Below are 25,660 nucleotides of genomic sequence, written 5' to 3'. Positions count from 1 at the left end.
AAGGATCATGTGCGGGTTCGTCCTGGTGGGCACCCTGGCCGCGGCCGGGGTCGCACCCTCGGCCCAGGCGTCGCCGGGAGCTGGAACTCTGCGTTCCGCCGTGGCGCCTTCGGCGGCTCCCCTGTGGACGTGCCGGTGGTCTCCGACGATGGACCGCAACTGGCACAACGATGCCCTGTGCTCCAACGGCGTGAGCCAGCTGCGTCCCTATCTGCGACCGGCTGACTCCTACATCACCCGGGCCGAGCTCATGAGCTCTGCGCAGGCCTGGGCTCGGGCCCGGAACCGGGGTCGCTGACCGCTTGCGGGGCGCAGTCTCGGATCTCAGACTTCGATCCGGGTCGCCCTCTTTCGGTCGCCGACGCTGCGGCGCTTTCATGAGGGCATGACGACTGACGCTACGAACCTGGGTTTCGACACGGTCGCTGCGCGACCTGCGGGTCCTGAGCAGGCGCGCCAGCGCCGTGTCGAAGGGCAACCAGCGGCCGCCGACAACCCCCGGCTGCCCATCCGTGCCGCCCACGGCACCGAGCTGACCGCGAAGTCGTGGCAGACCGAGGCGCCGCTGCGGATGCTGATGAACAACCTCGACCCCGACAACGCCGAGCGCCCCGAGGACCTCGTCGTCTACGGCGGCACCGGCAAGGCGGCGCGCAGCTGGGAGGCGTACGACGCCATCGTCCGCTCCCTGCGCGACCTCGAGGACGACGAGACGCTGCTCGTGCAGTCCGGCAAGCCCGTCGGCATCATGCGCACCCACGCGTGGGCGCCGCGCGTGCTGATCGCCAACTCCAACCTCGTCGGCGACTGGGCCGACTGGGAGGAGTTCCGCCGGCTCGAGGACCTCGGGCTGACGATGTACGGCCAGATGACGGCCGGGTCGTGGATCTACATCGGCACGCAGGGGATCCTGCAGGGCACCTTCGAGACCTTTGCCGCGATTGCAGACCTCCGCTTCGACGGGACCCTCGCCGGCACCATCACCGTCACCGCCGGCCTCGGCGGGATGGGCGGCGCGCAACCGCTCGCCGTCACGATGAACGACGGTGTGGCGATCTGCATCGAGTGCGACCAGCACCGCATCGACCGCCGTCTCGAGACCCGCTACCTCGATGTGCAGGCCCGTGACCTCGACCATGCGATCGAGCTGGCGTTGGAGGCCCGCGACGCGCGTCGTGGACTGTCGATCGGCGTCCTCGGCAACGCCGCCGACCTCCTTCCCGAGCTGCTCGAGCGCCACCTCGCGCGCGCGGACGAGGGCGGCGGGCCGCTGGTCGACATCGTCACCGACCAGACGTCGGCGCACGACCCGCTGTTCTACCTGCCCGCCGGGACGGCGTACGACGACTGGGAGCGCGAGCGCACCGAGGATCCCCGCGGCTTCACCAAGCGCAGCCAGGAGTCGATGGCGCGGCACGTGCGCGCGATGGTGGAGTTCCAGGACGCCGGCGCCGAGGTCTTCGACTACGGCAACTCGATCCGCGACGAGGCCCGCAAGGGCGGCTACGACCGGGCCTTCGAGTTCCCCGGATTCGTCCCGGCCTACATCCGGCCGCTCTTCTGCGAGGGCAAGGGCCCCTTCCGCTGGGCCGCGCTGTCGGGTGACCCCGAGGACATCTACGCCACCGACCGTGCCATCAAGGAGCTCTTCCCGGCGGACGAGAAGCCGGAGTACGCCCGACTGCACGCGTGGATCGACATGGCTCGTGAGCGCGTGCAGTTCCAGGGCCTGCCGGCACGGATCTGCTGGCTGGGCTACGGCGACCGCGCGAAGGCGGGCGCGAAGTTCAACGAGATGGTGGCGAGCGGTGAGCTGAAGGCGCCGATCGTGATCGGCCGCGACCACCTCGACTGCGGCTCTGTCGCCTCGCCCTACCGCGAGACCGAGGCGATGCTCGACGGCTCCGACGCGATCGCCGACTGGGCGATCCTCAACGCGCTCGTCAACACCGCGTCCGGTGCCACGTGGGTCTCCTTCCACCACGGCGGCGGAGTCGGCATCGGCCGCTCGCTCCACGCGGGCCAGGTCACCGTCGCCGACGGCACCGCGCTGGCCGCGGAGAAGATCGAGCGCGTGCTCACCAACGACCCCGGCATGGGGGTGATCCGCCACGTCGACGCGGGCTACGACCGCGCCATCGAGGTGGCCGACGAGCGCGGCGTGAGGATCCCGATGCGGGACTGACGCCACGGTCCACAGCGGTGGCGGTGGCAGGGTGGTGGCCATGGACGCCGACGCCGCCAAGGCCAACCTCCACACCTACCTCATGCACGAGCGCGAGGCGGTGCTCGCCAAGCTCGAGGGCCTGTCGGAGTACGACGTACGGCGTCCGATGACCGTCACCGGGACCAACCTGCTCGGCCTGGTCAAGCACCTCGCGACCTGGGAGGCCCGATATCTCGGCGAGGTCTTCGACCGTCCCTTCCCCGAGCCGTTGCCGCGCTGGGACGTCGAGACCGACCGGCTCGCCGACATGTGGGCGAGCGAGCACGAGTCGCGCTCGGACGTCACCGACCGCTACCGCCGCGTGTGGGCGCACAGCGACGCGACCATCGCCGCGCTCGACCTCGACTCCACGGGCCGGGTGGCCTGGTGGGGCGACGCCGAGGTGCCGTTGTTCAACGTCCTCGTCCACCTTCTGGCCGAGACCAGCCGGCACGCCGGGCACGCCGACGTCCTGCGCGAGGAGCTCGACGGGGCGGTGGGCACCGACGCGGAGGCGATGGCCGCAGACGGGCACGACGCGGCCTTCTGGGCGCAGCGGAGAGCGGAGATCGAGGCGGCCGCCCGGGCCGTGGGCTGACTGTCGGCACCATGCCGCGGCCCTGGGCTCAGCGCAGGGCCGACGGCCGGATCGCAGCGGTCACCGCGGCGGCGTAGGCCTCGTAGCCGGGCTCGTTGGGGTGGAACGACCCCGGGCTGGTCGGCCAGATGAGCCACGGTTCGGGGGCGTTGACGCCGTGGTCGGCGAAGCGCTTCGTGAGGTCCACGAACGTGTAGCCGTGGGCCTCGGCCGCCGTCCGGATCGTCGCGTTGAGCAGGTCGGCGCCCTCGTTGAGGGCGTCCTGCTCGATCGGCGAGGCGCCGAGCACCGCGCCGTACGCCGAGGAGAAGAGGCGCGGGTAGCCGGTGACGTACACCGCCGCAGCGGGGGCAGCCGCGTCGACCTGGTCGTACGCGCTGTCAAGCAGTCCCGGCAGCTGGGTGGTGATCCGGGCGCGTGTCTGGGCAAGGGCTCCGGTGCACTGGGCGTCGCTGCCGGCGAGGCAGGCGCCGACGGCCTGCGACCACCCGATGTCGTTGCCGCCGATCGACAGGGTCACGACGTCGGTGTCGGAGCCGAGTGCAGCGATCTGTCCCTGGGGGACGAGGTCGGTGGTCCTCGCGCCGGCGCAGGCCACGAAGTCGTCGAGGGCCAGCCGCATCCGGCCGTCGATCGCCGGGGCGGGTGCGGAGTCGGCCCTGCCGCACGGCGTGGTGAAGGACGGCGCGACGCCGTAGCCCGAGGCGTACGAGTCGCCGAGGCCGTCGAGCACGTGCGTCGTGCTGGCGGCGGGGGCGGGACCGGCGAGGCCGGTTGTGACGATCGCAGCGGTCGCGAGGAGCGAGCCGATCAGTGACAGGGGACGTGGGGTCATCCCCCGACCGTACGAAGACGGCGCCTCGCCGACCAGAGAGAGCGGCCGCAGACTTGTCGCGGGCGTGCTCAGGCCCCGGAGACCATGCGGTCTCCGGGGCCTGTCGAACAGGTGTGGCGTGTGCCGTTGCTGCTACCAGACGCGGCGGCTGCTGCCGCCGATCGGGACGAAGTTGAGCACGAGGCCGACGACGATGAGGATCAGGCCGATCGTGGTCAGGATGCTCTGGGGCAGCAGGAGCCCGAGGATGAGAAGGATCAGTCCGAGGACAATCATGGTGTACGCCTCCTAGATGGCCGTCCACCGTGGACGGCCGGGTCACTCTGCCGGTGGTGTCGCCAAATGGAAAGTCGGGTGCGCCCCTAGGGGTGGGACGCCCGGTGGCGCTGAGGCGCCGGCAGCCCTCCTCAGAGGGCCTGGATCGCCTCGTGGATGTCGAGGGTGCGGCGGGCCGACTCGACGTGGAGGTTCTCCACCATCTTGCCGTTGTAGGTGACCACGCCGGCGCCCCTGCCGTCCTCGAAGGCGGCGATCAGGCCGCGGGCGTCCTCGACCGCCTGGTCGCTCGGGGCGAAGGCGGCGTTGGCGCCCTCGACCTGGCCGGGGTGGATGAGGGTCTTGCCGTCGAAGCCCATCTGGCGGCCCTGGTCGCACTCGGCGAGGAAGCCCTCGGTGTCCTTCACGTCGTTGTAGACGCCGTCGATCACCGCGATCCCGGCCGCACGGCCCGCCAGCAGCACGGTGTGCAGGCTGGGCAGGATCGGCGCGCGCCCGGGGACGTGCTCGGCGTAGAGCTCCTTGACGAGGTCGTTGGTGCCGAGGACGAACGCGCCCAGGCGCTCGGAGGCGTGGGCGATCGCGAGCACGTCCAGGATCGCGCCGGGGGTCTCGATCATGGCCCAGAGGCGGGTGTGGTCCGGGGCGCCGGCCTGCTCCATCGCGGCGACCAGCTGCTGGACCTCGGCCGCACTGCCGACCTTAGGCACGACGATCGCAGCCGGGCCGGCCTGGCTCGCCGCGACGATGTCGTCGTCGTGCCACTCGGTGCCGATCCCGTTGACGCGGATGGCGACCGTACGACGGCCGTAGTCGCCGCTGGCGGCCGCGGCGGCAGCCGCCTCACGGGCGGGGGGCTTGGCGTCGGGGGCGACCGCGTCCTCGAGGTCGAGGATCAGGCCGTCGCAGGCGAGGGACTTCGCCTTCTCCAGCGCGCGCTCGTTGGAGCTGGGCATGTAGAGGACGGAGCGCAGCGGGGTGAAGGTCGTCTTCTCGCGCGTCATGTCAGGCCTCCAGCTCGATGGCGTCGTACTGCTGCTTGAGCTCGGGGTCGATCGCCGCGAGCTCGTCGGCGAGGCGCACCATCACCTGGCACTGCTTGACCGACGCGTCGTCCTCCATCTTCCCGTCGATCATCACCGCCCCGGTGCCGTCGCCCATCGCGGCGATGACCCGGCGGGCGTGCGCGACGTCCTCGACGCTGGGGGAGAAGACCCTGTGGGCGATCTTGATCTGCACCGGGTGCAGCGACCAGGCGCCGACGCAGCCGAGCAGGAACGCGTTGCGGAACTGGTCCTCGCAGGCGGTGACGTCCTTGATGTCCCCGAACGGCCCGTAGTAGGGGTAGATCCCGTGCATGGCGCACGCGTCGACCATCCGGGCGATCGTGTAGTGCCACAGGTCCTGCTGGTAGGTCGTCCGCTCGGCGTCGTACTGCGTCTCCCCGTCGGCCTTCGGGGCGTCCTGGCGTACGAGGTAGCCGGGGTGTCCGCCCCCGACGCGGGTGGTCTTCATCCGGCGGTCGGCGGCGAGGTCGGCCGGGCCGAGCGAGAGGCCCTGCATGCGCGGGCTCGCGCCGCAGATCTCCTCGACGTTGGCCACGCCGCGGGCGGTCTCGAGGATCGCGTGGACCAGGATCGGGCGGGTCAGGCCGGCCTTCGCCTCGAGCTGGGCGAGCAACCGGTCGACGTAGTGGATGTCCTCGGCGCCCTGCACCTTGGGGACCATGATCACGTCGAGCTTGTCGCCGATCTCGGTGACGAGCGTGACCAGGTCGTCGAGGCCCCACGGGCTGTCGAGGGAGTTGACCCGCGTCCACAGCTGCGTCGGACCGAAGTCCGTGGACTTCGCGATGTCCACCAGCCCCTGGCGCGACTTCTCCTTGTTCTCCGCCTTGACCGCGTCCTCGAGGTTGCCCAGGAGCACGTCGACCGAGCCGACCATGTCGGGGACCTTGGCGGCCATCTTCTCGTTGCCGGGGTCGAAGAAGTGGATCGCGCGGCTCGGTCGGGCCGGGTTGTCGCGCAGCGGCGCGGGAGCGCCGACGGCGAGGGGGGCGAAGAAGTCCTTGGCGGGGCGAGTCATGGTGCGCAAACTACCGCTGGCGGGGCGGTCGTCGATATGACGGATGTCTCGCCGGGGCCCTGCCGCGGTGGCGATCACCGGCCACCCGGTGATTCCCGGGGTTGCTGCCCGTTGCAACGGCCCGAAAGCGCGCCGAAGGGACTGGAAAGTCAGGCTCGCCCGCCGAAGAGGCGCTGGCGCCAGCCGGGTCGGGGTCGGGCGGCCTGCTCCGCCTCGTGCGCCGCCCGTACGGCGCGCTGCGCCTCGATCCGGGCCGTACGACGCTCGCGCCAGGCCTCGACCTCGGCGTCGATGTCGCGCTGCCGGGTGATCACCGGCGGCCCCGACGGTCCGGTCGGCGGCGTGTAGATCGCCTTGCGGACGCGGGCGTTGAAGTCCTCGACCTCGCGGCGCACCTCCGCCTCGACGTTGATCCGGTCGAGCCTGCCGTCGAGCTCGGCGTCCTCCTTGCGCAGCGCGAGGGCGGGCGGGAGGAGGGCGATGTTCTCGCGCTCGACGAGCTTCTTCACCCACCAGTCGGGGTCGTGCTCGGCGCCGAGGCCCTCGATCGGCTTGCCCTGTCCGGGCAGGTCGTCGAAGTCGCCGCGCTCCATCGCCTGGCGCACCTGCAGGTCGACCCAGGTCGACTGCTGCGCGATCCGGGCGGCAGCCGCCGAGCGGCCGGTGCGGTCGTCGCGCGCGGGCATGCGGCGTGCTGCCTCGTCGCCGGGCTCGCCAGCTTGCGGGGTCAGGTCGGGCATCGAGATCACCTCCGGTGCGTCCAGTTTACGGAACGTGGCACAGGGCACGGTCCGCGGAGCGGGGCACCGAGGTGGCAGAGGCCGCCGCGCTCAGCTCGTGCCGGCGGTCGCGAACACGAGCACGGCTGCCCCCAGGATCGCCAGGCCGGACAGCACGAGGCTCGCTCGGGCCAGGGGCCGCGCGAGGAGATCCGCGGACGACATCGCGGTGCTCGCCAGGTAACAGGCCACGATGCTCAGCAGCAGGGGAGCGCCACCCAGGGTCATCAGATAGATCGCATCAGAGGGGCCAGCCTCGTAGTTGTCCAGGACCAGCCACTGGAGCGCGCTGGCGATGATGCCGCCGCCCGCCAGCGCGGTCAGCGCCAGGGCGAGTGCGGTGAAGGCGCGGAAGCGGGCGCGCTCGTCCACCCTCACGCTCGTGCTCGTCACGTCCGTCGCGTCACTCATGCGTCCCCCGACCACCCGTCCGACCCGATGCCGGAGATGGCGCGAGCCTAGTGGCGCACCTCGAGCGGCTGGTCGCTGAAGGCGTGCTTCGGCGCGGCCATCAGGGCCAGGGCCGCGAGGAAGGCGGCGCCGGAGCAGACCGCCCAGACCGTCAGGTAGCCGCTGAGCGGAGCGACCTTCTCGGCCGTCGCGTCGAGCGACCCCGTGGCGGTCAGGGCGATGGCGAAGACCGCGGACGCGATCGCGCCGCCGACGGTCTTGGTGCCGTTGGTCATGCCGGTCGCGATGCCGGTGCGCTCCGGAGGAGCGGCGGCCGCCGCCGCGGCCGGGAGCGCGGCGACCAGGGCGCCGGAGCCGAGGCCGGCGATCCCCATGTTCACCAGCGCCTGCCACGTCTCGTGGTGGAAGGGGAGCCACAGCAGGTAGCCCAGCCCGACGAGGCAGCAGGCCACGATCAGCGCACGACGTACGCCGCCGAGGAGGCGGGTGGTCAACGGCAGGGTGAAGGCGCCGATGGCCAGCGTGACGACGTACAACCCGATGAGGGTCGAGATGAACGCAGGCTCGGCGCCGAGGCCGTAGCCGCGCTCGGCCGGGTCGGCCTGGGCGAAGGTGGACAGCGGGATCTGCCCGCCGAGCACGGGGATGCCGAAGAGGAACGCGGTGACCTGCACGGGCCACTGGGCGGGGCTGGAGAGGAGGCGTACGTCGACGATGGGCTCGGGGTGGTGGAGCTCGAAGCGCCAGAACACGGCGAAGGCGACGAACGAGGCGAGGATGGTGAGCCAGCCGAAGGCGCTGCCGGCACCGTCGAGGCGCAGCACCACGAGGCCGCCCATCAGCACGCCGAGGGCGACGGTGACGAGGCCCAGGCCGGTCCAGTCGATGCCGCCCCCGCTGTCCTCGCCGGGCGCCTGCTCGATGCCGGCCAGGATGACGAAGAAGACGGCCGTGACGACGACGGCGGGCAGCGCGAGGAGGAGGTTCATGTCGAGGGTCTCGACCAGCAGCCCGCTCGTCACCGCGCCCACGATCACGGCCAGCTCGAGCGAGCCCACCAGGATCGCCGCGCCCCGGCGGGTCAGGAGCTCCTGGCGACCCGTGTCGCGGGTGCGGCGGTGGACGATCGCGATCTCGAGGGGGAGCCAGACGACGTACGCGCCCTGGAGCGCCCATCCGATCAGGAAGGTCGTGAAGGTCGGCGAGAAGGCGAGCCACCACGAGCCCAGCGCGGTGACCGCGGTCGAGATCAGCAGCACCTGCTTGTGCCCGACGAGGTCGCCCATCCGCGCCAGGAGCGGGATGCAGAGGGCGCTGACGATCAGCTGCGCAGCCTCGAACCAGTTGATGTCGCCCTCGGCGATGGACAGGTGCTCGGCGATCTGCGGGTAGATCGGCGTGTAGTAGCCCTGCAGGATCCCGCTGGCGAACTCGACCATCACGAGGAAGCCGACGATCGTCGCGAGCCCCTTGGCGGCGGCGTGCGAGGGCGGCGCCTGGAGCGGGGCGGGCGGGATCTCGGTCATGCGGGGTCCTTGCGGCGTTGTTCGGAGGAGCGAAGCGGAGGAGAGGAACGTCGTGAGGTGCTCATGCGGGGAGCCTCTCGATCAGCAGCTGGTACCAGCGGGTGCCGTCGACGAGGTCGGCGACGCCGATGTGCTCGTCGTAGGAGTGGATGGCCTGGCGCTGCGCCCTGGTCATCCGGAACGGCGCGAAGCGGTAGACGTGCTCGCTGATCGTGGTGAAGTGCCGCGAGTCGGTGGCAGCCATCATCACGTAGGGCGTCGCGACCGCCTCGGGGAAGACCACGCCGATGCACTCCTCGAGGAGCTCGAAGGGCGCGTCCATCGGGGAGATCGGGGAGGGCTCGCCGGACTCGACGACGTCGATGCGGATCGAGTCGTCCGCGACGGCCCGACGGATGTGGTCGACGACGCCGGCCACGGTGTCGCCCACCATGACCCGGATGTTGAGGCCGGCCTTCGCGGTCGAGGCGATCACGTTGAGCGCCGGGGACCCGCTGAGGGTGGTGGTGGCGACAGTCGTACGCGTCATGGCCGCGGCCTCGGGGCCGGCGGCGAGGAGGGCGCGCGTGACGACCGGTGCGAGCCGGTCGGCGCGGCCGAGCACGGGTCGCAGCGGCAGGGGGACGTGCGGTGCCAGCCGCCGCATCAGCTCGAGCGTCGGCGCCGGTGCCGAGGCGGGGAACGGCGACTTCTCGACGCGGAGGATGGCGCGCGCGATGCGGGCGGTCGGTCCGTTCCTGGCGGGCGTGGAGGCGTGGCCGCCACGTCCCTCGGCGACGAGCTCCAGTGACGTGGTGCCCTTCTCGGTGACGCCGATGACGCCGAGCGGCGCCTTCACGCCGGGGAACGCGCCGCCGGCGATCGCACCCCCCTCGTCGAGCACCAGCCACGGCGTGACGCCGCGCTCGCGGAGCACCGCGACCGCCTCGAGCGCCGCCGTGCCGCTGACCTCCTCGTCGCACCCGAAGGACAGCCACACGTCCTGGGCCGGCACGTGCCCGGTCTCGAGGAGGGACTCGACCGCCTCGCAGATCCCGACCACGCAACCCTTGTCGTCGAGGGTGCCGCGGCCCCAGATCGCAGGCCCGGTGGCGGAGTCGTGGACCTCGCCGCCGAAGGGCTCGTGCTGCCACGGCGCCTCGGGGTCGACAGGGACGACGTCGAGGTGGGCCATCAGGACGACCGGTTGCGCAGCGCTGGCGCCGGCCCAGTGGAAGAGCAGGCCGTGGGTGCCCACACGCGTGAGGTCGAGCCTCTCGTGCAGCAGTGGGAACCAGGTCGCCAGCTCGGCCAGGAGCCGGTCGAAGGCACCGGCGTCCACGCGCGCGGGGTCGCGGTCGGAGACGGTCGGGATGCGGACGAGGGCCTGCAGCGCGGCGACCACGCGGTCGGTCATGGGGTGACCGTAGCGCCGCGGGGCCCCGCATGAGGACGCTCTCACCCCGGACTCATGGAGATGTCACGCGCGGCCGGGAGATTCCTCTGTGTCAGCCGGGACAACCCGGGTACCGAAACCGAAGGAGGCCACCATGGCCCGCTCCGGAATTCTCACCGCCCTCGCGCCGGCCGTCCAGGCCCGTCGTGGAGGGTCCGACTCGAGCAACGACGGGCGCCGTCGGCGCCGGCGTCGTCGCCGCAACCGCAGCCGGTCGCGCTCGCGCTCGAGCTGAACCCCGCGCCACCACGACGGGTGGGCGGCCCCGATCCGGGGCCGTCCGCCCGTCCCGCACATTTCCCTCCACGCCCTGAGGAGCGCCCGATGTCCCTCCGCCGTCGCCTCGCCGATGCCCTGCGCGCTGCTCCCGAGCAGTCGGCGCTGGTCGACGTCGCCGCGTCGATGCGGTTGGTCGACATCGCCCGGCGCTTCTGGCCCCGCCTCCGGCCGCTCCGCGGGTGGCTGCTGCTCGGCCTCCTGCTGCTGACCGCCGCACCCGCCATCTCGGTGGCCGAGGCGCTCCTCTACCAACGACTCGTCGACGACGTCCTGGTGCCGGCCGCGCTCGAGCCGCTCCTCGTGCTCGCGCTCCTCTACATCGGCCTCAACCTGGCGAGCGGCGTCGTCTCGGGTGCCGACGACTACCTGTCGACGTACGTCTCGCAGCGCTTCCTCGTCGACCTGCGCCGCGACGTCTTCTCCCACGTGCTGTCCCTGCCGGCGGCCGCGCACGACCGCCGACGGCTCGGCGACACCCTCACCCGGCTCACCTCCGACGTGGCAGCGGTGGAGCGGTTCATGGTCAGCCAGGTCAGCGAGGGCGTCGGTGCGCTCGTGCGGCTGCTCGTCCTGGTGGGTGCGCTGATGTGGATGCAGTGGCAGCTCGCCCTGGCGTCCCTCGTGGTCGCACCGATGTTCTGGTGGGTGTCGACCCGCTTCGCCCGGCTCACCCGCGACGTGTCCCGCGAGCGTCGGCGCCGCGGCGGCTCGCTCGGCAGCGTGACCGAGGAGGCGCTGGCCAACGCCGCGCTGGTGCAGTCCTACGGGCGCGAGGACCGCGCGGTCGCGACGTACGACGGCCACAACCGCGCCATCGCCGGCGCCGAGCTGGCGGCGAGCCGCATCCGCGCGCTGTTCCTCCCGCTCGTCGACCTCGCCGAGCTCGTCGGGGTGCTCCTGGTCGTCGGCCTCGGGGTGTGGGCGCTCGCGACCGACCGGCTCACCCTCGGTGGCCTGCTGGCCTTCCTCACCCTGCTGATGCAGTGCTTCGACCCGGTGCGGACCCTGGCCGACCTCGTCCCCGCGCTCTACTCCGCCAGCGCCGGCGTCGAGCGGGTGGTGGAGCTGCTCGACGAGCCGGTCGGCGGCGACCGGCCCGGCGCCACCGACCTGCCGCGCGGACCGGGGGCGGTGTCGGTGCGGGACGTGTCCGTGACCTACGCCGGTGCCCAGCGGCCGGCGCTGGACGGCCTCTCCCTCGAGGTGGCCCCGGGCGAGGTGGTCGCCCTCGTCGGACCCAGCGGGTCCGGCAAGTCGACCCTCGGCCGGCTGCTCTCGCGCCAGCTGGTCGCCGACGCCGGCGTCGTCGCGATAGATGACCACGACGTGGCCGCCCGCACTGCCGCCTCGGTGCGCGACGTCGTCACCGTCGTCCACCAGGAGCAGCTGATGCTGGACGCCAGCGTCCACGACAACCTGGTGCTCGGTCGCCCCGACGCGACGCGCGCCGAGGTGCGGGCCGCGGCTCGCACAGCCGATGCCCACGAGTTCGTCGAGCGGTTGCCGAGCGGCTACGACACCCGCATCGGCCAGCGCGGTCGCAGCCTCTCCGGCGGGCAGCGGCAGCGCCTCGCCATCGCCCGCGCCCTGCTGCGCCCGGGGCGGGTGCTGGTGCTCGACGAACCCACCACCGGGCTCGACGAGAGCGCAGCTCGACGCCTGATGGCCGCTTTGGTCGCCGGCGAGCGGGACCGCACGATCATCGTCCTCACCCACGACCCGGTGGTGCTCGAGCACGTCGACCGGGTGGTGTCCCTGGATGCCGCCGGCCTGGTGCTGGAGGTGGCGCCGTGAGCCGCCGTCGTACGCCGACGGGCGACCTGCCGCCCGGCTACCGGCCCCTCTCGCTGCTCGCCGACGGTCGTCGGCTGGAGACGTGGGACGCGTGGGACGAGGCCCGGGGGACCCGGTGCGTGGTCAAGCTGCTGCGGGCGGACCGGCGCGACGACGCACGGGTGCGGCAGGCCGTGCTCCTCGAGGGCCACCTCGCCACGACCCTGGCCCACCCGCACCTGGTGCGCGGCTACGACGTCCTCGACGACCCGCCGACCGTCGTGCTCGAGACCCTGCGCGGGGCGACCCTCGCAGCGCTCATCGACGACGAGCCGCTGGGCCTGGCCGACGCCGCCGAGCTCGGCTGCCAGCTGGTGTCCGTGCTCGGCTACCTGCACCGCCACGACTGGCTGCACCTCGACCTCAAGCCCGACAACGTCGTCGTCGACCACGGGAAGGCCGTCCTCATCGACCTCAGCCTCGCGGGCCGGCCCGGGGCGGGTCGCCCGGGGGCGGGGACGCGTGGCTACCTCGCTCCGGAGCAGGCCCGCGGCCGCGGACTGTCGCCCGCCACCGACGTGTGGGGGCTGGGCATGATCCTCGTCGAGGCGCTCGCCCGCACGGCGCCGTACGGCGACGAGGCGACGTGGGACTCCCGGCGCCGTTGGCCCCTGGTGCACCGGCGCGCGCCGGGCGCCCCGGTCGGTCTGGACGAGGTGCCCGACGAGGTCCGCGGGCTGTTGAGGGCCTGCCTCAGCCCGGACCCTGCGGCGCGGCCGCTGCTCCCTCAGGTGCGCGACGCGCTCGCTCCCCTGCGTTCACCAGCGCCCGCGGTGGACGACGTCGTCGCGCCGCTCGCGTCGCGCCGGTGACCCGGCCGACCCGGTGTCCTCGAGCCGGTGCCCGACGGTGATCGCACCGACGGGGTGGTGGTCCGCCGGGATGCCGAAGGCGTCGCGGAATGCGCCGACGTACGAGCCCGGGATGCCGAAGAAGCACGCGCCGAGGCCCTCGTCGACGGCCGTCTGGAGGATCAGCAGCGACGCCATGCCGGTGTCGACGTACCAGTACGGCACCGACCACCGGTCGTCGCGACGGTCGGTCCAGCCCTTGTCGGCCTGCGCGTAGCGCTCGAGGTAGGCGTCCTTGCAGGCGAGCGGGACGATGACGACCGGTGCGGTGCGCATCCCGTCGAGCCAGGCGTTGCGGGTCCCGGGGTCGGCGCCGGTCGAGGTCCAGAACAGGGCCAGGTCCTCGGGGGTGTCGAGCAGCAGGAAGGCCCAGCCCTGGGTGAACCCGGCGTTGGGGGCGCGCTGGGCGTGCGCGAGCATCCGGTCGACGACAGCCGGGTCAACGGGTGCGTCGGCGTAGCGGCGCACCATCCGGCGGCGGCGGACGACCTCGCGGAACTCCATGGGGACATCATCGTGGTTCCGGGCCTCGATTCCACGTCTGGGATCCGAGACGTCACGTCGGCCCGGTGCGTTGACCCGGGGTGGCCCGCCCGGTGGACTGCTCCCATGCCCCCCAGGAGTGACTTCGAGGAGATGTGGCGCGACCTGGCACCCGTCGGTCGGTCGGCCGCCTCGGGCGGCTACTTCCGGCAACCGTGGGCCTCGGCCGAGTCCGAGCTGCGCGCCTGGTTCGTCTCCGAGTGCGAGTCCCGGGGACTCACGGTCGAGACCGACGGCATCGGCAACCAGGTCGCCTGGTGGGAGCCCGCATGCCCGCTCGTCGAGGAGGGCGCCCAGCGCCCGCCGCGGGCCCACGGTGTCCTCACCGGCTCGCACCTCGACTCCGTCCCGGACGGTGGGGCGTACGACGGCCCGCTGGGCGTGGTCTCGGCGCTGGCCGCGATCGACCTGCTGCGGGAGCGCGGCTTCGAGCCGATCCGCCCCCTCGGGGTGTCCGTCTTCGTCGAGGAGGAGGGCTCTCGCTTCGGCCGCGCCTGTCTCGGCTCGCGCCTCGTCACCGGCGCGACCACGTGGGACCAGGCGCGTGAGCTGCGCGACCGCGACGGGGTCTTCCTCGGCGATGCCGTCGACGAGGCCGGACTGGACCCCACGCAGGGACTGCTGTCGCTCGACCGGGTCGGCACCTTCGTCGAGCTGCACGTCGAGCAGGGTCGTGACCTCGTCGACCGCGACGTCGCGGTGGGCCTGGCCAGCGAGATCTGGCCGCACGGGCGCTGGCGCTTCGACTTCGCGGGGCAGGCCAACCACGCCGGCACCACGCGCATGGAGGACCGGCACGACCCGATGCTCACCTACGCGATGACCGCGCTGGCTGCCAACAAGCAGGCCAGGCTGGCCGGGCAGCGCGCGACGTTCGGCCGGATCGCGGTCGAGCCCAACGGCACCAACGCCGTCCCGTCGCTCGTGACCGCCTGGCTCGACGCGCGTGGTCCCAGCGACGACGCCCTCGCCGAGATGGTGGGGGTGATCGCGAAGCAGGCCGACGAGCGGGCCGGCCGCGACGGCACCTCCCTGGTCGTGACCCCGGAGTCGGTGTCGAGGTCGGTGGCGTTCGACGCCGACCTCGCTGCGCGTCTCGCGGGGCTCGGCGACTGGCCGGTCATCCCCACCCAGGCGGGCCACGACGCCGGGATCCTGTCCGACGCCGGCATCCCGACCGCGATGGTCTTCGTCCGCAACCCCACCGGCGTCTCCCACTCGCCCGACGAGCACGCCGAGACGGCCGACTGCCTGGCCGGTGTCGAGGCGCTCGCCGACGTGCTCGCCGAGCTCGCTCGTCCGGAGGCCCCCGCGTGACGGCGTACCTGCTCGAACGCGCCTGGCTCGGCGACCGCTTCGCCGACGACGTGCTCGTCGAGGTCGAGGGCGGTCGCTTCACCTCGGTGACGCCCGACGCCGACCCGCCGCGCGCCGTCCCGGTGCGCGGCCTCGTCGTCCCCGGCCTCGCCAACACCCACAGCCACGCCTTCCACCGGGCACTGCGTGGCCGCACCCAGCGCGGGCGCGGCACCTTCTGGACCTGGCGCGAGCAGATGTACGCCGTCGCCGCGCGGCTGGATCCCGACACCTACCTCGCCCTCGCGCGCGCGACCTACCGCGAGATGGCAGCCGCCGGGATCACGAGTGTCGGTGAGTTCCACTACCTCCACCACCAACCCGACGGAAGCCCTTACGACGACCCCAACGAGATGGGCGACGCGCTCGGGCACGCCGCCCGCGAGGCAGGCATCCGAATCACCCTGCTCGACACGCTCTATCTCTCGTCGGGCTTCGGGGCGCCGCCGGAGGGCGCGCAGGTGCGCTACAGCGACGGCTCGGTGGACGCGTGGCTGGAGCGGGTCGAGGGTCTCGTGACAGGACTTCGTCCTTCCTCGACCAGCGGGAGCCACGTCGGTGCCGCCGTGCACTCGGTGCGCGCCGTCGCGGCGGACGACCTGGATGCCGTCGCCTCGTGGGTCGGCGATTGCCCCTTCCACGTGCACCTCTCCGAGCAGGTGGCCGAGAACGACGCCTGCCTCGCGGCGTACGGCGTCACGCCAGCCCGCCTGCTCGCTGACCACGGCCTCCTGCGTCCGACCACCTCCCTCGTCCACGCCACCCACCTGACCGACGAGGACATCGCGCTCATCGGCGGCGCGGGCGCGTACGTGTCCTTCTGCCCGACCACCGAGCGCGACCTCGGCGACGGCATCGGTCCCTCGCGGCGGCTGCACGAGGCCGGCGCCCGCCTGACACTGGGCAGCGACAGCCACGCCGTCATCGACCTGTTCGAGGAGATGCGTGCGGTCGAGCTCGACGAACGCCTGGCCACCCAGCAGCGCGGTCACTGGACCGCGGCCGAGCTGCTGACCGCGGCCACCACGTCCGGGCACGAGTCGCTCGGGTGGGCCGACGCCGGCGCGATCGCGGTCGGGCAGCGTGCCGACCTGGTGGTCCTCGACGCGGTGTCACCGCGCACCGCCGGCACCGGCCGCGACGAGCAGACGGTCGTCTTCGCTGCCGCCGCCGAGGACGTACGCCGCGTGATGGCCGACGGTCGGTGGATCATCGCGGAGGGAGAGCGCGCGGCGATCGGTCGTGCGCTCGACGAGGTCATCGGCCGGATCTGGGAGGAGATCACGTGAGCACGACGCTCATCACCGGCATCGGGGAGCTGGTCACCAACGACCCCGCTCGCACCGAGGAGGGCGGCCTCCTCGGCCTGCTCGCCGATGCGGCCGTCGTGGTCGAGGGCAGCCGGATCGCCTGGGTCGGTCCCGCGGCCGAGGCCCCCGATGCCGACGTCCGGGTCGACGCCGGGGGACGTGCCGTCGTCCCCGGCTTCGTCGACTCCCACAGCCACCTGGTCTTCGCGGGTGACCGGTCGGCCGACTTCGAGGCGCGGATGACCGGCGAGCCCTACTCCGCCGGCGGGATCCGCACGACCGTCGCGAAGACCCGCGCCGCCACCGACGAGCAGCTCACCTCCCGCGTCGCCCGGCTCGTCGCCGAGATGCGCGCCCAGGGCACCACCACCGTCGAGATCAAGAGCGGCTACGGGTTGTCGGTCCTCGACGAGGCACGCAGTCTCGCGGTGGCCGCCCAGTTCACCGACGAGACCACGTTCCTCGGCGCCCACGTCGTCCCCGCGGAGTTCCAGGGAGCCACCGGCCCCGAGGACTACGTCGCTCTGGTCACCGGCCCCATGCTCGCGGCGGCCGCACCGCACGCCCGGTGGATCGACGTGTTCTGCGAGGACGGCGCCTTCGGCGTCGACCAGGCACGCACCATCCTGGCCGCCGGGTCCGACAGCGGCCTGCGCGGACGGCTCCACGCCAACCAGCTGACGTTCGGCGGCGGCGTGCAGCTGGCCTGCGAGCTCGGGCTCGTCGCGGTCGACCACTGCACCTTCCTGTCCGACCTCGACGTCTCGGCCCTCGCCTCGAGCGGCACCATCGCGACGCTGCTGCCGGGGGTGGAGTTCTCCACCCGCCAGCCCTATCCCGACGCCCGCGGGCTGCTCGACGCCGGCGTGAGGATCGCCCTCGCGAGCGACTGCAACCCGGGCTCGTGCTTCACCTCCTCGATGGCGCTCTGCATCGCCCTGGCCGTCCGGGAGATGCGGATGACCCCGGCGGAGGCACTGCGCGCCGCGACCGCGATGGGCGCCGCGGCCCTCGGCCGCGACGACGTCGGCGTGATCGCTCCCGGCAAGGCCGCGGACCTCGTCCTCCTCGAGGCGCCGTCGTACCTCCACCTCGCCTACCGTCCCGGCGTCCCGCTCGTGGCCGGTGTCTGGCAGTCCGGGCGCCCCGTCGTCGGTCTGAGGTAGGTCGTACGCCGCTGGTGACGGCATCTGAGGTAGCTGGCGGGACACAGATAGGGCACGCGCCCGATGTCCACCCCTACCTCAGCGACGGACTCTCTTCTCACGGTCCCAGAAGGGATCGACCGACAGAGGAGAAGGACATGTTCAGCACCGACAGCTTCCTGGGCGCCGAGATCGCGTACCGCCAGGAGAAGGTCCGCCAGGACTTCCGCCCGGTCCGTCGTTGGACCCGGCTGCGCGGCGACCAGACCGAGAAGTGACCCGGACGGCGATCGGCCCGCAGATGTCGGAGCAGCAGGACACAATGTCGTGCGTGCCGGCCCTGCGGACCACCGATCTCATCGGACGCGATGCCGAGCTGGAGGAGCTCTCCTCCCAGCTCGGCATCCGTGCGTCCGAGGGTGTCCGGACGGTCCGCGCGATGCTGGTCGCCGGCGATGCCGGGGTCGGCAAGACACGGGTGCTGATGGCCCTGCGCGACACCGCGCTCGCGGCGGACTGGCAGGTCGTCGCCGGCCACTGCCTCGACCTCGCCGACAGCTCCCTGCCCTACCTCCCCTTCTCCGAGATCCTCGGCCGCGTGATGGCCGACATGCCCGACGTCGCCGCTCGCGTGCTCGAGCAGCACCCCACGCTCGCCCGCCTCCAGCCGGGCCGCCGGATCCGCAGCAGCGAGACCGCGTCGGGCGACCAGGCCCTCGACCGCGGCAACGTCTACGACGCGTTCGCCGACCTGCTCACCGCCGTCGCCGTCGACGCTCCGCTGCTGGTGGTCGTCGAGGACGCCCACTGGGCCGACGAGTCCACCCGCGACATGCTCAGCTTCCTGTTCTCCCGGCCGCTGCCCGGCGTCGCCCTCGTCGTCTCCTACCGTGCCGACGACCTCCACCGCCGCCACCCGCTGCGCCGCCAGGTGGCGGAGTGGATGCGGCTGCGCGGCGTCGACCGGCTCCAGCTCGAACCGCTCGCCGACGACGACGTACGCCGCCTCGTCCGCGCGCTGCGCCCCGGCACCCTGTCCGAGGCCGAGTACGTCTCCATCGCCGACCGAGCCGAGGGCAACCCGTTCTTCGTCGAGGAGCTCGTCGGCGCCGCCCGGTCCGGCCAGGTCCCCGGTGAGCTCGCCGACGTGCTGCTGGTCCACCTCGACCGCCTCGACGAGACCACCCGACGGGTGGTGCGCATCGTCTCCGTCGCCGGACGCCAGGTCAGCCACGGCCTGCTGGCCGCCGTCTCCGACCTCGACGCGACCGCACTCGAGACGGCCCTGCGGAGCGCCGTCGAGGCCCACGTCCTCGTCGCCTCCCGCGGCGGCACCTATGCCTTTCGCCACGCGCTCCTCGGGGAGGCGGTCTACGACGACCTGCTGCCCGGCGAGCGGGTCCGCCTCCACGCCGACTTCGTCTCCGCGCTCGGGGAGGGTCGCGCGGTCGGCACCGCCGCCGAGCTCGCCCAGCACGCTCGGCGCGCCGACGACCGGCCGGTCGCGATCCGCGCGTCGATGGAGGCGGGCGAGGAGGCCCTGGCCGTCGGCGGCCCGTCGGAGGCCGCCACCCACTTCCTCGACGCGCTCGAGCTGATCGACACCTCGCGCACCCCCGTCACCGACGTCGACGCCCAGGCCCTCGTACGCCGCTGCGCCGAGGCGCTCATCGCCGCAGGGCGGGTGCCCAAGGCGGTCAAGGTGCTCCGCGCCCGGCTGGCCACGTTGCCGGCCGACGCGCCCGACGCCGACCGTGGGCAGCTGCTGACGGCTCTCGCCTCGGCCCTGCTGCTCACCGACACCACCGAGTCGCCCAGCGCGACGGCCGCCGAGGCGGTCGACCTGCTGCGCGGCAGTCCTCCCAAGCTGCTCGCCCGCGCACTCTTCGTCCACGCCGAGAGTCTCGGCAACTGGCGCGCCGACGATGCCCGCGCCGTCGCCCTCGAGGCGCTCGACCTCGCCGAGCGCAACGACCTCACCAGCCTGGCCGTCGAGCTCCACACCACCCTGGCCGGACTCGACCCGACCTCGGGTGAGGACGCCGGCGCCGGATGGCGCTCGGCCGCCGAGCGTGCCCGGCGGGCCGGGCTCATCGAGCCCGAGCTGCGCGCGCTCTACTTCCTCGGTCGGCTCCACCACGACCGCGGCGACCTCGACGTTGCCGGTGAGGTCTACCGCGAGGTGATCTCGCGCAGCGAGGTCGGTGGGCTGGCCTGGTCGCCCTACCCGGCCGAGTCGCGACTGCTGCTCGCGGTCGCACTCACCCACCAGGGGCGCCTCGACGAGGCGGTGGACCTGCTCGACGTCACCGGCCAGGACCCGCCGATGGTCTACGAGTGGCTCTTCTTCGCCCACCAGATGCTGATCATGATCGGGCTCCGCGGGGACACCCACTCCAAGGCGCTCGAACGGCTCCGGGAGTTCTGGGGCACTGACGGCCTCACCGCGATCACCGCCGGCAGTGCCGAGGTGATGCGCGCCGCCGCGGTCCCCGACCCGGCGCAGGCGCTGGCCGCCTACGACGACGTCGTCGCCAGCGTCGTGCCGCTGTGGCACGAGTGGTTCCAGGCCCGCCTCCGCCTCGCCACCCTCGTGGTCGGCACGTTCGCGAGTGCTGCCGCGCACCAGTCGGCCGACGAGCGCGAGTCGGCCCGCGCCGACGTCGACCGACTGATGTCCGACGCCGGCAAGGTGATCGACTTCTACGCTCCCTACGACGCGAGCCGCGGTCCCGAGTACCGCATGTGGGTGGCCCGTCGGGCCGCCGAGCACCTGCGCTGGCGGTGGCTCGCCCAGGTCGACCCACCGGTGGCCGACGAGCTCGTGGAGGCGTGGCGCGCGGCCGAGGAGTCAGCCCTCACCTACGGCAGCGTCCCCGAGATCGCCCACGCCCGCGTGCGGCTGGCCGGGGTGCTGCGGGCGGTGGGTGACGCGGCGGGCGCGCGGGTTGCGGCCGACCTGGCCCGCGAGGCAGCGCACGCGCTGCGTGCGGGGCCGCTGCTGGCCGAGCTCACCGCCATCGGTTCGGCTCCCGCCCCGACGACCGCGTCCGAGGTGGCCGCGCTGACCCCGCGTGAGGGCGAGATCCTGGCGCTCGTGGCGGAAGGACGCAGCAACGGTGAGATCGGCAAGCAGCTCTTCATCAGCACCAAGACGGTCTCGGTCCACGTCTCCAACGTCCTCGCCAAGCTCGACGCGGCGTCGCGCACGGAGGCGGCTGCGATCGCCCGCCGACGTGGGTTGATCTGAGGGTCAGCCGCCACCGCTTTCCCGAACAGGCACGTGCTGCGACACGGTGATGCTCGGCCTCCGGCGCAACGGATCGGCGTCGGCGTGCGTCCCACCACCGTGAAGCACGTCCTCGCTGCCGCCGCCCTCCTGCTCGCCGGGTGCAGCGGCGCCGCAGCGGACCGGGAGCCGCGCGAGCCGGCCCCTGCCCCCGTCGAGGACGTCGACGGGGGCGTCGACGGGGGCGTTGTCGCGCTCCCGGTCCTGGTCGGCTCGCCTGTGCGGCAGGTGCGGCGATCGCTGGTCGACCAGGGACTGCTGGTCGCCGTCCAGCACCGTGCGTCGTGCGCCCCCGGCGTGGTCCTCGAGCAGTACCCGCCGGCGGGAGCGGAGCTGCCCGTCGGATCGACCGTCCGGCTCGTCGTGTCGGTCCACCCACCCACGGCGTCGTGCATCCGGCCGCAGGCCCCGGAGCCCGCCCGCGACCTCCAGCGCTGGGCACTCGGTGACGGGGAGCCGCCGGCCTTCGCCGACCGCGTACGACTCTGGGTGGCCAACCAGCCCCGGAGGATGCTCACGCGCGCGCAGGCCGCGAGGCGGAGCAGCTGGATCCTCGACGAGCCCTACGCGGAGCGCCGCGACGCGCGCATCCTCGAGTCCCTGGCCGCCTCATCGATGCGTGGCACGCGGGTCCCGCCGTTGTGGTGCGTCGGGCGCAGACCGGCACCCTCGCCGGACCTGCTGAGGCGGCTGCCGTGGTCGTGGACGCTCCTCACCCGGCGCGCGGAGGTGAGGGCGTGCATGGACGTCGTCGCCGTCCAGGTGTGGGTCGACGACGCCCGACGGATCACCGACGTGAACCTCCTGATGGGCAGTCCCTGACACCCGTCGGACAGACTTCACCGCATGCCTGACTTCCGGTGCTCCTTTGCCAGCGTCGAGGACGACGAGCCCATCATCGGCACCGCACCGACCGACACCGAGATCCTGCTGGTCGAGTCCCCGGGCCCGTGGGGCCGCGAGGCCGTCACCGACAACCGGCTCCCGGACGTCGTACGCGACCACCTGGCGTCGCTGGACCTGAAGGTCTTCCTTCTGCGCAGGTACGACGGCAGTGCCGGCCCCGGCACCCGGGTCTTCCTGGCCAGCGCCACCGACGCGGGCTACGACGTCCGCGGCACGGTGCTCGACCGGCCCGAGGACCTTCTCGACCTCGACGTGCCCGCCATGCCGGCGTACGACGGGCCGCTGTGGCTGGTCTGCACCAACGGCAAGCGTGACCGCTGCTGCGCCGAGCTGGGCCGCCCGATCGCCGGGCTGCTCAGCCAGGAGTGGCCCGAGGGCACGTGGGAGACCACGCACCTCGGTGGGCACCGGTTCTCCGGCACCCTGCTCGCGCTGCCCAGCGGGATCACCCTCGGGCGGCTCGACACCGCCAACGTCCTCGCCGCCTGCGAGGCGGTCGAGCGGGGTGAGGTGCCGACCGAGCTCGTGCGCGGTCGGGCCGGCCGCCCGGGAGTCGACCAGGTGCGCGAGCTGAACGTGCTCGCCGGCGGCGATCCTGGCGACGAGGTCATCGCGGTCCCCGGTCCCGTGCGGCGCCAGTCCTGCGGTGACGACAAGGTCAAGGCGACGACGCGCTTCGAGGTGCGGCCGGTCGGCTGACCGTCGGTGTGCCGGTGCCGGGCGGGTGCTAGGAGGCGGACCCCGCCCGGCGCCGGAGCTTTCGCGGTGCTAGCCCTTGACCGCTCCTGACGTACCTCCGCGGACGAGGTACTTCTGGAAGACGAAGAAGACGATGGCCACCGGGATGGTCATGAGCAGTGCCGCGGCCATGGTGATGGGGTACTGCGAGCCCGACCCGAGCTGACCGCTGGTGAGGGTGGCCACGCCCTTGGTCAGGGTGAAGAGGTCGCTGTCCTGGGACGCCACGATGAAGTGCGGCAGCTCGTTCCACGACCCCTGGAACGACAGGATGGTGAGGGTGATCAGCGCCGGGCGCGACATCGGCAGCACGACCGACCAGAAGATCCGGAAGGTGCTGGCCCCGTCGATCCGTGCCGCCTCCTCCACCGACTCCGGGATGCTCTCGAAGAACTGCTTCATGATGAAGACACCCGCAGCGTCGACGAGCAGGGGCAGCACGAGCGCCGGGTAGGTGTTGTAGATGCCGAGGTAGTTGAGCATCAGGAACTTCGGGATCAGCAGGACGACGCCCGGCACCGCCATCACCGCGAGGATCGCGGTGAAGATCGCACTGCGGCCGCGGAACTTGATCCGCGCCAGCGCGTAGCCGGCCAGCGAGCAGAGGAACACGCGACCTGCCGTGACCAGCAGGGTGACGACCACCGAGTTGGTGAACCACAGCGGGAAGTCGCGCCTCGCGAGCTCGCCGAAGGCACTGGTGGTGAACGGGTCCGGGACCAGCGAGAGCGGGTTGGAGACGGCATCGGTGTTGGTCTTGAACGACGTCGTGAGCTGCACCAGGAACGGGTAGAGGTAGATGAACGCGAAGGCGACGAGCACGACGTAGCCGAGGAACAGCCAGAGGGCCGTGCGGTCGCGGACCATGGGCTTGGTGTCCGGCGTACGGGTGTGAGCGGTGCTCATGCCGCACTCCCCGCAGCGGCGCGTGCCTTCGTCGTACGCCGTTCCTGGCGCTTGAGCTCGAGGGCGTCCTTGTCGCGGAAGATCCACCGCTGCAGGCTCGCCATCGCGAAGATGATGAGGAACAGGATGAAGGCCATCGCCGCGGCCACCCCCCACTTCTGGTTCTCGAGGGCGTAGGAGTAGGACAGGAAGGCGGGCGTCAGCGTCGTCTTGCCCGGGCCTCCCTGCGTCATGACGTACACCTGGTCGAAGACCTGCCACGTCCCGATCAGGCCGAGCGTGGTGACCAGCAGCATCGTGGGGCGCAGGTGCGGCAGCGTCACGTTGCGGAAGACGCCCCAGCGTCCGGCGCCGTCGATCCGTGCGGCCTCCTCGACGTCGAGCGGCAGGTCCTGGAGCGCCGCCATGAACATCAGCATGAACGTCCCGGTGGTGGTCCAGACGACGAGCATGATGATCACCGACAGTGCGACGCTGGGGCCCGCGAGCCACTGCCACCACGTCAGCCCGAGCATGCCGCCGTCAGCCAGGGCGGACGGCGGCTCCGAGGCGTTCCAGAGGCCGAGTCCGTCGCCCGCGAGGTGCAGGAGCCCGCGCGAGTCGTTGAACCACGTCGGTCCGTCGACCCCGATCGCGTCGAGCATCGAGTTGACCACGCCGCCGCCGGAGAAGAGGAACAGGAACACCAGGCTGATGGCGACCGAGCTGACCACCGACGGGAAGTAGAAGGCGGTGCGGAAGAAGCCGACCGCCTTGAGCATCCGCTGGTTGAGCACCAGGGCCAGGAACAGCGCGAACGCCGTCTGCAGCGGCACGACCAGCAGCACGTAGTAGAAGTTGTTGCGCAGCGAGGTCATGAAGTCCGACCGGGTCAGCCCGCCGTCCTTCCCGACCAGCTCGCGGTAGTTGTCGGGCCCGACGAACCCGATGCCGGAGGCGAACGGGCTGCCGCGACCGTTCCAGTCGGTGAAGGAGACCCACAGCGCCATCAGGACCGGCACGGCGAGGAAGAGCCCCAGCAGCACCAGGGTGGGCAGCACGAACAGCCACCCGGCACGGGCCTGCCCCTGACGGATGCTCTGGGCGCCCCTCACTTCAGCTCCGCCTCGGCGTTCTGCTGGAAGGACTCGAGGATGTCGTTGACGTCGGCGGTCTTGAGCTGCTCGAGCTGCGAGTCCAGGTCGGCGACGACCGGGCCGAGACCGGGCAGGTTGACCGGGCCCTGGCCGTAGTCGCCACCCGCGATGAAGGGGGCGTCCTGCGGGAACTGCTCGACGTAGTCGGCCTGCGCGGACTCGCGGCTCGGCATGACTCCGAACGCCTCGGCGTTGGTGAGCTGCTGCTCAGCAGTGGTCATCGCCTCGACCAGCGAGACGGCGGCCTCCTGGTTGGGCGAGTCGGCGGCGATGCCCCAGCACTGGGTGAAGAGCAGGGTGCCCTTGCCGGCCGGGCCCTCGGGGAGCTCGGCGACGGTGTAGTCGACGTCCGGGTAGTCGTTCTCCATCGCGCCGCGGATCCAGTTGCCCTCGATGGTCATCGCGGCCTTCTGGGTGCCGAAGGCCTCACCACCCCAGCCGGCGTCCACGTCGGGCGCCAGCACGGCGGACCCGCTGTCGAGCAGGCCCTGGACGTACTCGAGCGCCTCGGCGTTGGTCGGCTCGGTGGCAGTCGCCTCACCGGCCTCGCCGTCCACCCAGAAGCCGCCGTTCTGCACGAGGAACGCGCCGACCCGGTCGCGGCCGAGGCCGAGCACGAGACCGGCCTGGTCGGGGGTGGTGAGCTGCTGCGCGACGGTCTCGAGCTCGTCCCAGGTGGTCGGGACGTCGGCGTCGGTCAAGCCGGCCTTCTTCCACGCCTCCGTGTTGATCTGGAGCGCCAGCGTGGAGAAGTCCTTGGGGGCGCAGTAGGCCTGGTCGTCCAGGGTGAAGGAGTCGACGAGGTTGGGGTAGAAGTCGTCGGCGTCGGCCATCTGGTCGAGGTAGGGGTAGAGGTTGCCGGCCTCCGCGTAGTCGCCGAACACCCCCGCGTCGACGTAGAAGAGGTCCGGCGGGTTGCCGCCGGCGAAGCCCTGCGACAGCTGCTGGGCGATGTCGTTGGCCACGATCACCTCGACCTCGTTGCCGCTCTCCTCGGCCCACGCCTGGGCGGCCTCCTCGACCGCCTGCGTCTCGGCGTCGCCGCTGGAGCCGATGAGCACCTGGAGCTCGGCCGGACCGTCACCCGAGGACGCCGGGTCGGACCCGCCCTCCTCCTCGAAGCCGCCGCCACCGCAGGCGGCGAGGGCGAGGGACGACGTGAGAGCGAGGGCGGCGAGGGACGCCTGGCGGCGACGGGACGAGGACAACATGCGAGG

22 protein-coding genes are annotated in these 25,660 nt (G+C 72.4%); 10 read left to right on the top strand and 12 right to left on the bottom strand.

What is annotated here, in order from left to right:
• Positions 1-385: 385 nt before the first annotated feature.
• Positions 386-2,185 carry a urocanate hydratase gene (gene hutU, locus BM127_RS04395; RefSeq protein WP_091194785.1) on the top strand — a complete coding sequence of 600 codons (1,800 nt, stop codon included), beginning with the start codon at positions 386-388 and terminating at the stop codon, positions 2,183-2,185.
• Positions 2,186-2,225: 40 nt separating this feature from the next.
• Positions 2,226-2,804, top strand: coding sequence for a DinB family protein (locus BM127_RS04390; protein ID WP_091194782.1), 579 nt, complete (start codon positions 2,226-2,228; stop codon positions 2,802-2,804).
• 28 nt (positions 2,805-2,832) lie between these two features.
• On the opposite strand, the gene BM127_RS04385 is transcribed toward BM127_RS04390, so the two are convergent.
• The 8 genes from BM127_RS04385 to BM127_RS04355 form a co-directional block, all read right to left on the bottom strand.
• A complete protein-coding gene (locus tag BM127_RS04385) occupies positions 2,833-3,639 on the bottom strand; it encodes an SGNH/GDSL hydrolase family protein (protein WP_091194780.1) in 807 nt (268 codons plus the stop codon).
• Positions 3,640-3,771: 132 nt separating this feature from the next.
• The gene (locus BM127_RS22125) at positions 3,772-3,915 is read right to left on the bottom strand and encodes a hypothetical protein (protein ID WP_175507317.1); all 144 of its coding nucleotides are present in this window, start codon (positions 3,913-3,915) and stop codon (positions 3,772-3,774) included.
• A gap of 131 nt (positions 3,916-4,046) precedes the next feature.
• On the bottom strand, positions 4,047-4,919 hold the full coding sequence (locus BM127_RS04380) for an HpcH/HpaI aldolase/citrate lyase family protein (protein WP_091194777.1): 873 nt from the start codon (positions 4,917-4,919) through the stop codon (positions 4,047-4,049).
• Position 4,920: 1 nt separating this feature from the next.
• Entirely contained in the window at positions 4,921-6,000 is a 1,080-nt protein-coding gene (locus BM127_RS04375) for an HpcH/HpaI aldolase/citrate lyase family protein (protein ID WP_091194775.1), read from the bottom strand.
• A 149-nt stretch (positions 6,001-6,149) separates the two neighbouring features.
• The gene (locus BM127_RS04370; protein ID WP_231263077.1) at positions 6,150-6,740 is read right to left on the bottom strand and encodes a DnaJ family domain-containing protein; all 591 of its coding nucleotides are present in this window, start codon (positions 6,738-6,740) and stop codon (positions 6,150-6,152) included.
• 90 nt (positions 6,741-6,830) lie between these two features.
• Positions 6,831-7,190: a hypothetical protein gene (locus tag BM127_RS04365; RefSeq protein WP_091194773.1), complete on the bottom strand. Its 360-nt coding sequence runs from the start codon at positions 7,188-7,190 to the stop codon at positions 6,831-6,833.
• A 47-nt stretch (positions 7,191-7,237) separates the two neighbouring features.
• Positions 7,238-8,716 carry an MFS transporter gene (locus tag BM127_RS04360; protein ID WP_091194771.1) on the bottom strand — a complete coding sequence of 493 codons (1,479 nt, stop codon included), beginning with the start codon at positions 8,714-8,716 and terminating at the stop codon, positions 7,238-7,240.
• A gap of 61 nt (positions 8,717-8,777) precedes the next feature.
• On the bottom strand, positions 8,778-10,112 hold the full coding sequence (locus BM127_RS04355; RefSeq protein WP_091194767.1) for a M20/M25/M40 family metallo-hydrolase: 1,335 nt from the start codon (positions 10,110-10,112) through the stop codon (positions 8,778-8,780).
• A 363-nt stretch (positions 10,113-10,475) separates the two neighbouring features.
• On the opposite strand from BM127_RS04355, the gene BM127_RS04350 reads away from it, so the two are divergent.
• Entirely contained in the window at positions 10,476-12,224 is a 1,749-nt protein-coding gene (locus BM127_RS04350; protein ID WP_175507316.1) for an ABC transporter ATP-binding protein, read from the top strand.
• Entirely contained in the window at positions 12,221-13,075 is an 855-nt protein-coding gene (locus BM127_RS04345; RefSeq protein WP_091194762.1) for a serine/threonine-protein kinase, read from the top strand. Before BM127_RS04350 ends, BM127_RS04345 begins: the two co-directional genes overlap by 4 nt.
• On the opposite strand, the gene BM127_RS04340 is transcribed toward BM127_RS04345, so the two are convergent.
• Positions 13,022-13,618: a nitroreductase family protein gene (locus tag BM127_RS04340; RefSeq protein ID WP_091194759.1), complete on the bottom strand. Its 597-nt coding sequence runs from the start codon at positions 13,616-13,618 to the stop codon at positions 13,022-13,024. The two genes, BM127_RS04345 and BM127_RS04340, sit on opposite strands and share 54 nt — an antisense overlap.
• Positions 13,619-13,723: 105 nt before the next feature.
• Between BM127_RS04340 and BM127_RS04335 the strand changes: the two genes are divergently transcribed.
• The 6 genes from BM127_RS04335 (at position 13,724) to BM127_RS04310 (ending at position 22,362) form a co-directional block, all read left to right on the top strand.
• On the top strand, positions 13,724-14,974 hold the full coding sequence (locus tag BM127_RS04335; RefSeq protein WP_091194756.1) for an allantoate amidohydrolase: 1,251 nt from the start codon (positions 13,724-13,726) through the stop codon (positions 14,972-14,974).
• The gene (locus tag BM127_RS04330) at positions 14,971-16,302 is read left to right on the top strand and encodes a formimidoylglutamate deiminase (protein WP_091194753.1); all 1,332 of its coding nucleotides are present in this window, start codon (positions 14,971-14,973) and stop codon (positions 16,300-16,302) included. Before BM127_RS04335 ends, BM127_RS04330 begins: the two co-directional genes overlap by 4 nt.
• Complete coding sequence (gene hutI / locus BM127_RS04325; RefSeq protein ID WP_091194749.1) at positions 16,299-17,489, top strand: imidazolonepropionase; 1,191 nt, start codon at positions 16,299-16,301, stop codon at positions 17,487-17,489. The genes BM127_RS04330 and hutI overlap by 4 nt, the downstream gene beginning before the upstream one ends.
• Before the next feature lie 310 nt (positions 17,490-17,799).
• Positions 17,800-20,718: a helix-turn-helix transcriptional regulator gene (locus BM127_RS04320; protein WP_175507315.1), complete on the top strand. Its 2,919-nt coding sequence runs from the start codon at positions 17,800-17,802 to the stop codon at positions 20,716-20,718.
• A gap of 84 nt (positions 20,719-20,802) precedes the next feature.
• Positions 20,803-21,579, top strand: coding sequence for a PASTA domain-containing protein (locus tag BM127_RS04315; RefSeq protein ID WP_157829671.1), 777 nt, complete (start codon positions 20,803-20,805; stop codon positions 21,577-21,579).
• 24 nt (positions 21,580-21,603) lie between these two features.
• On the top strand, positions 21,604-22,362 hold the full coding sequence (locus BM127_RS04310; protein ID WP_091194740.1) for a sucrase ferredoxin: 759 nt from the start codon (positions 21,604-21,606) through the stop codon (positions 22,360-22,362).
• 69 nt (positions 22,363-22,431) lie between these two features.
• On the opposite strand, the gene BM127_RS04305 is transcribed toward BM127_RS04310, so the two are convergent.
• From BM127_RS04305 to BM127_RS04295, 3 genes are read right to left on the bottom strand one after another with little or no spacing between them, the layout of a single operon-like run.
• Complete coding sequence (locus BM127_RS04305) at positions 22,432-23,307, bottom strand: carbohydrate ABC transporter permease (RefSeq protein WP_091194737.1); 876 nt, start codon at positions 23,305-23,307, stop codon at positions 22,432-22,434.
• Positions 23,304-24,401: a carbohydrate ABC transporter permease gene (locus BM127_RS04300; RefSeq protein WP_198554485.1), complete on the bottom strand. Its 1,098-nt coding sequence runs from the start codon at positions 24,399-24,401 to the stop codon at positions 23,304-23,306. The genes BM127_RS04305 and BM127_RS04300 overlap by 4 nt, the downstream gene beginning before the upstream one ends.
• Entirely contained in the window at positions 24,398-25,654 is a 1,257-nt protein-coding gene (locus BM127_RS04295; RefSeq protein ID WP_091194735.1) for an extracellular solute-binding protein, read from the bottom strand. Before BM127_RS04295 ends, BM127_RS04300 begins: the two co-directional genes overlap by 4 nt.
• Positions 25,655-25,660 lie beyond the last annotated feature (6 nt).

Origin of the sequence: Nocardioides alpinus (genome assembly GCF_900112035.1) — a bacterium.
Lineage (GTDB): Bacteria > Actinomycetota > Actinomycetes > Propionibacteriales > Nocardioidaceae > Nocardioides > Nocardioides alpinus.
The sequence above is the reverse complement of the archived record's forward strand: the minus strand, read 5'-3'. Positions and strand labels throughout refer to the sequence as shown.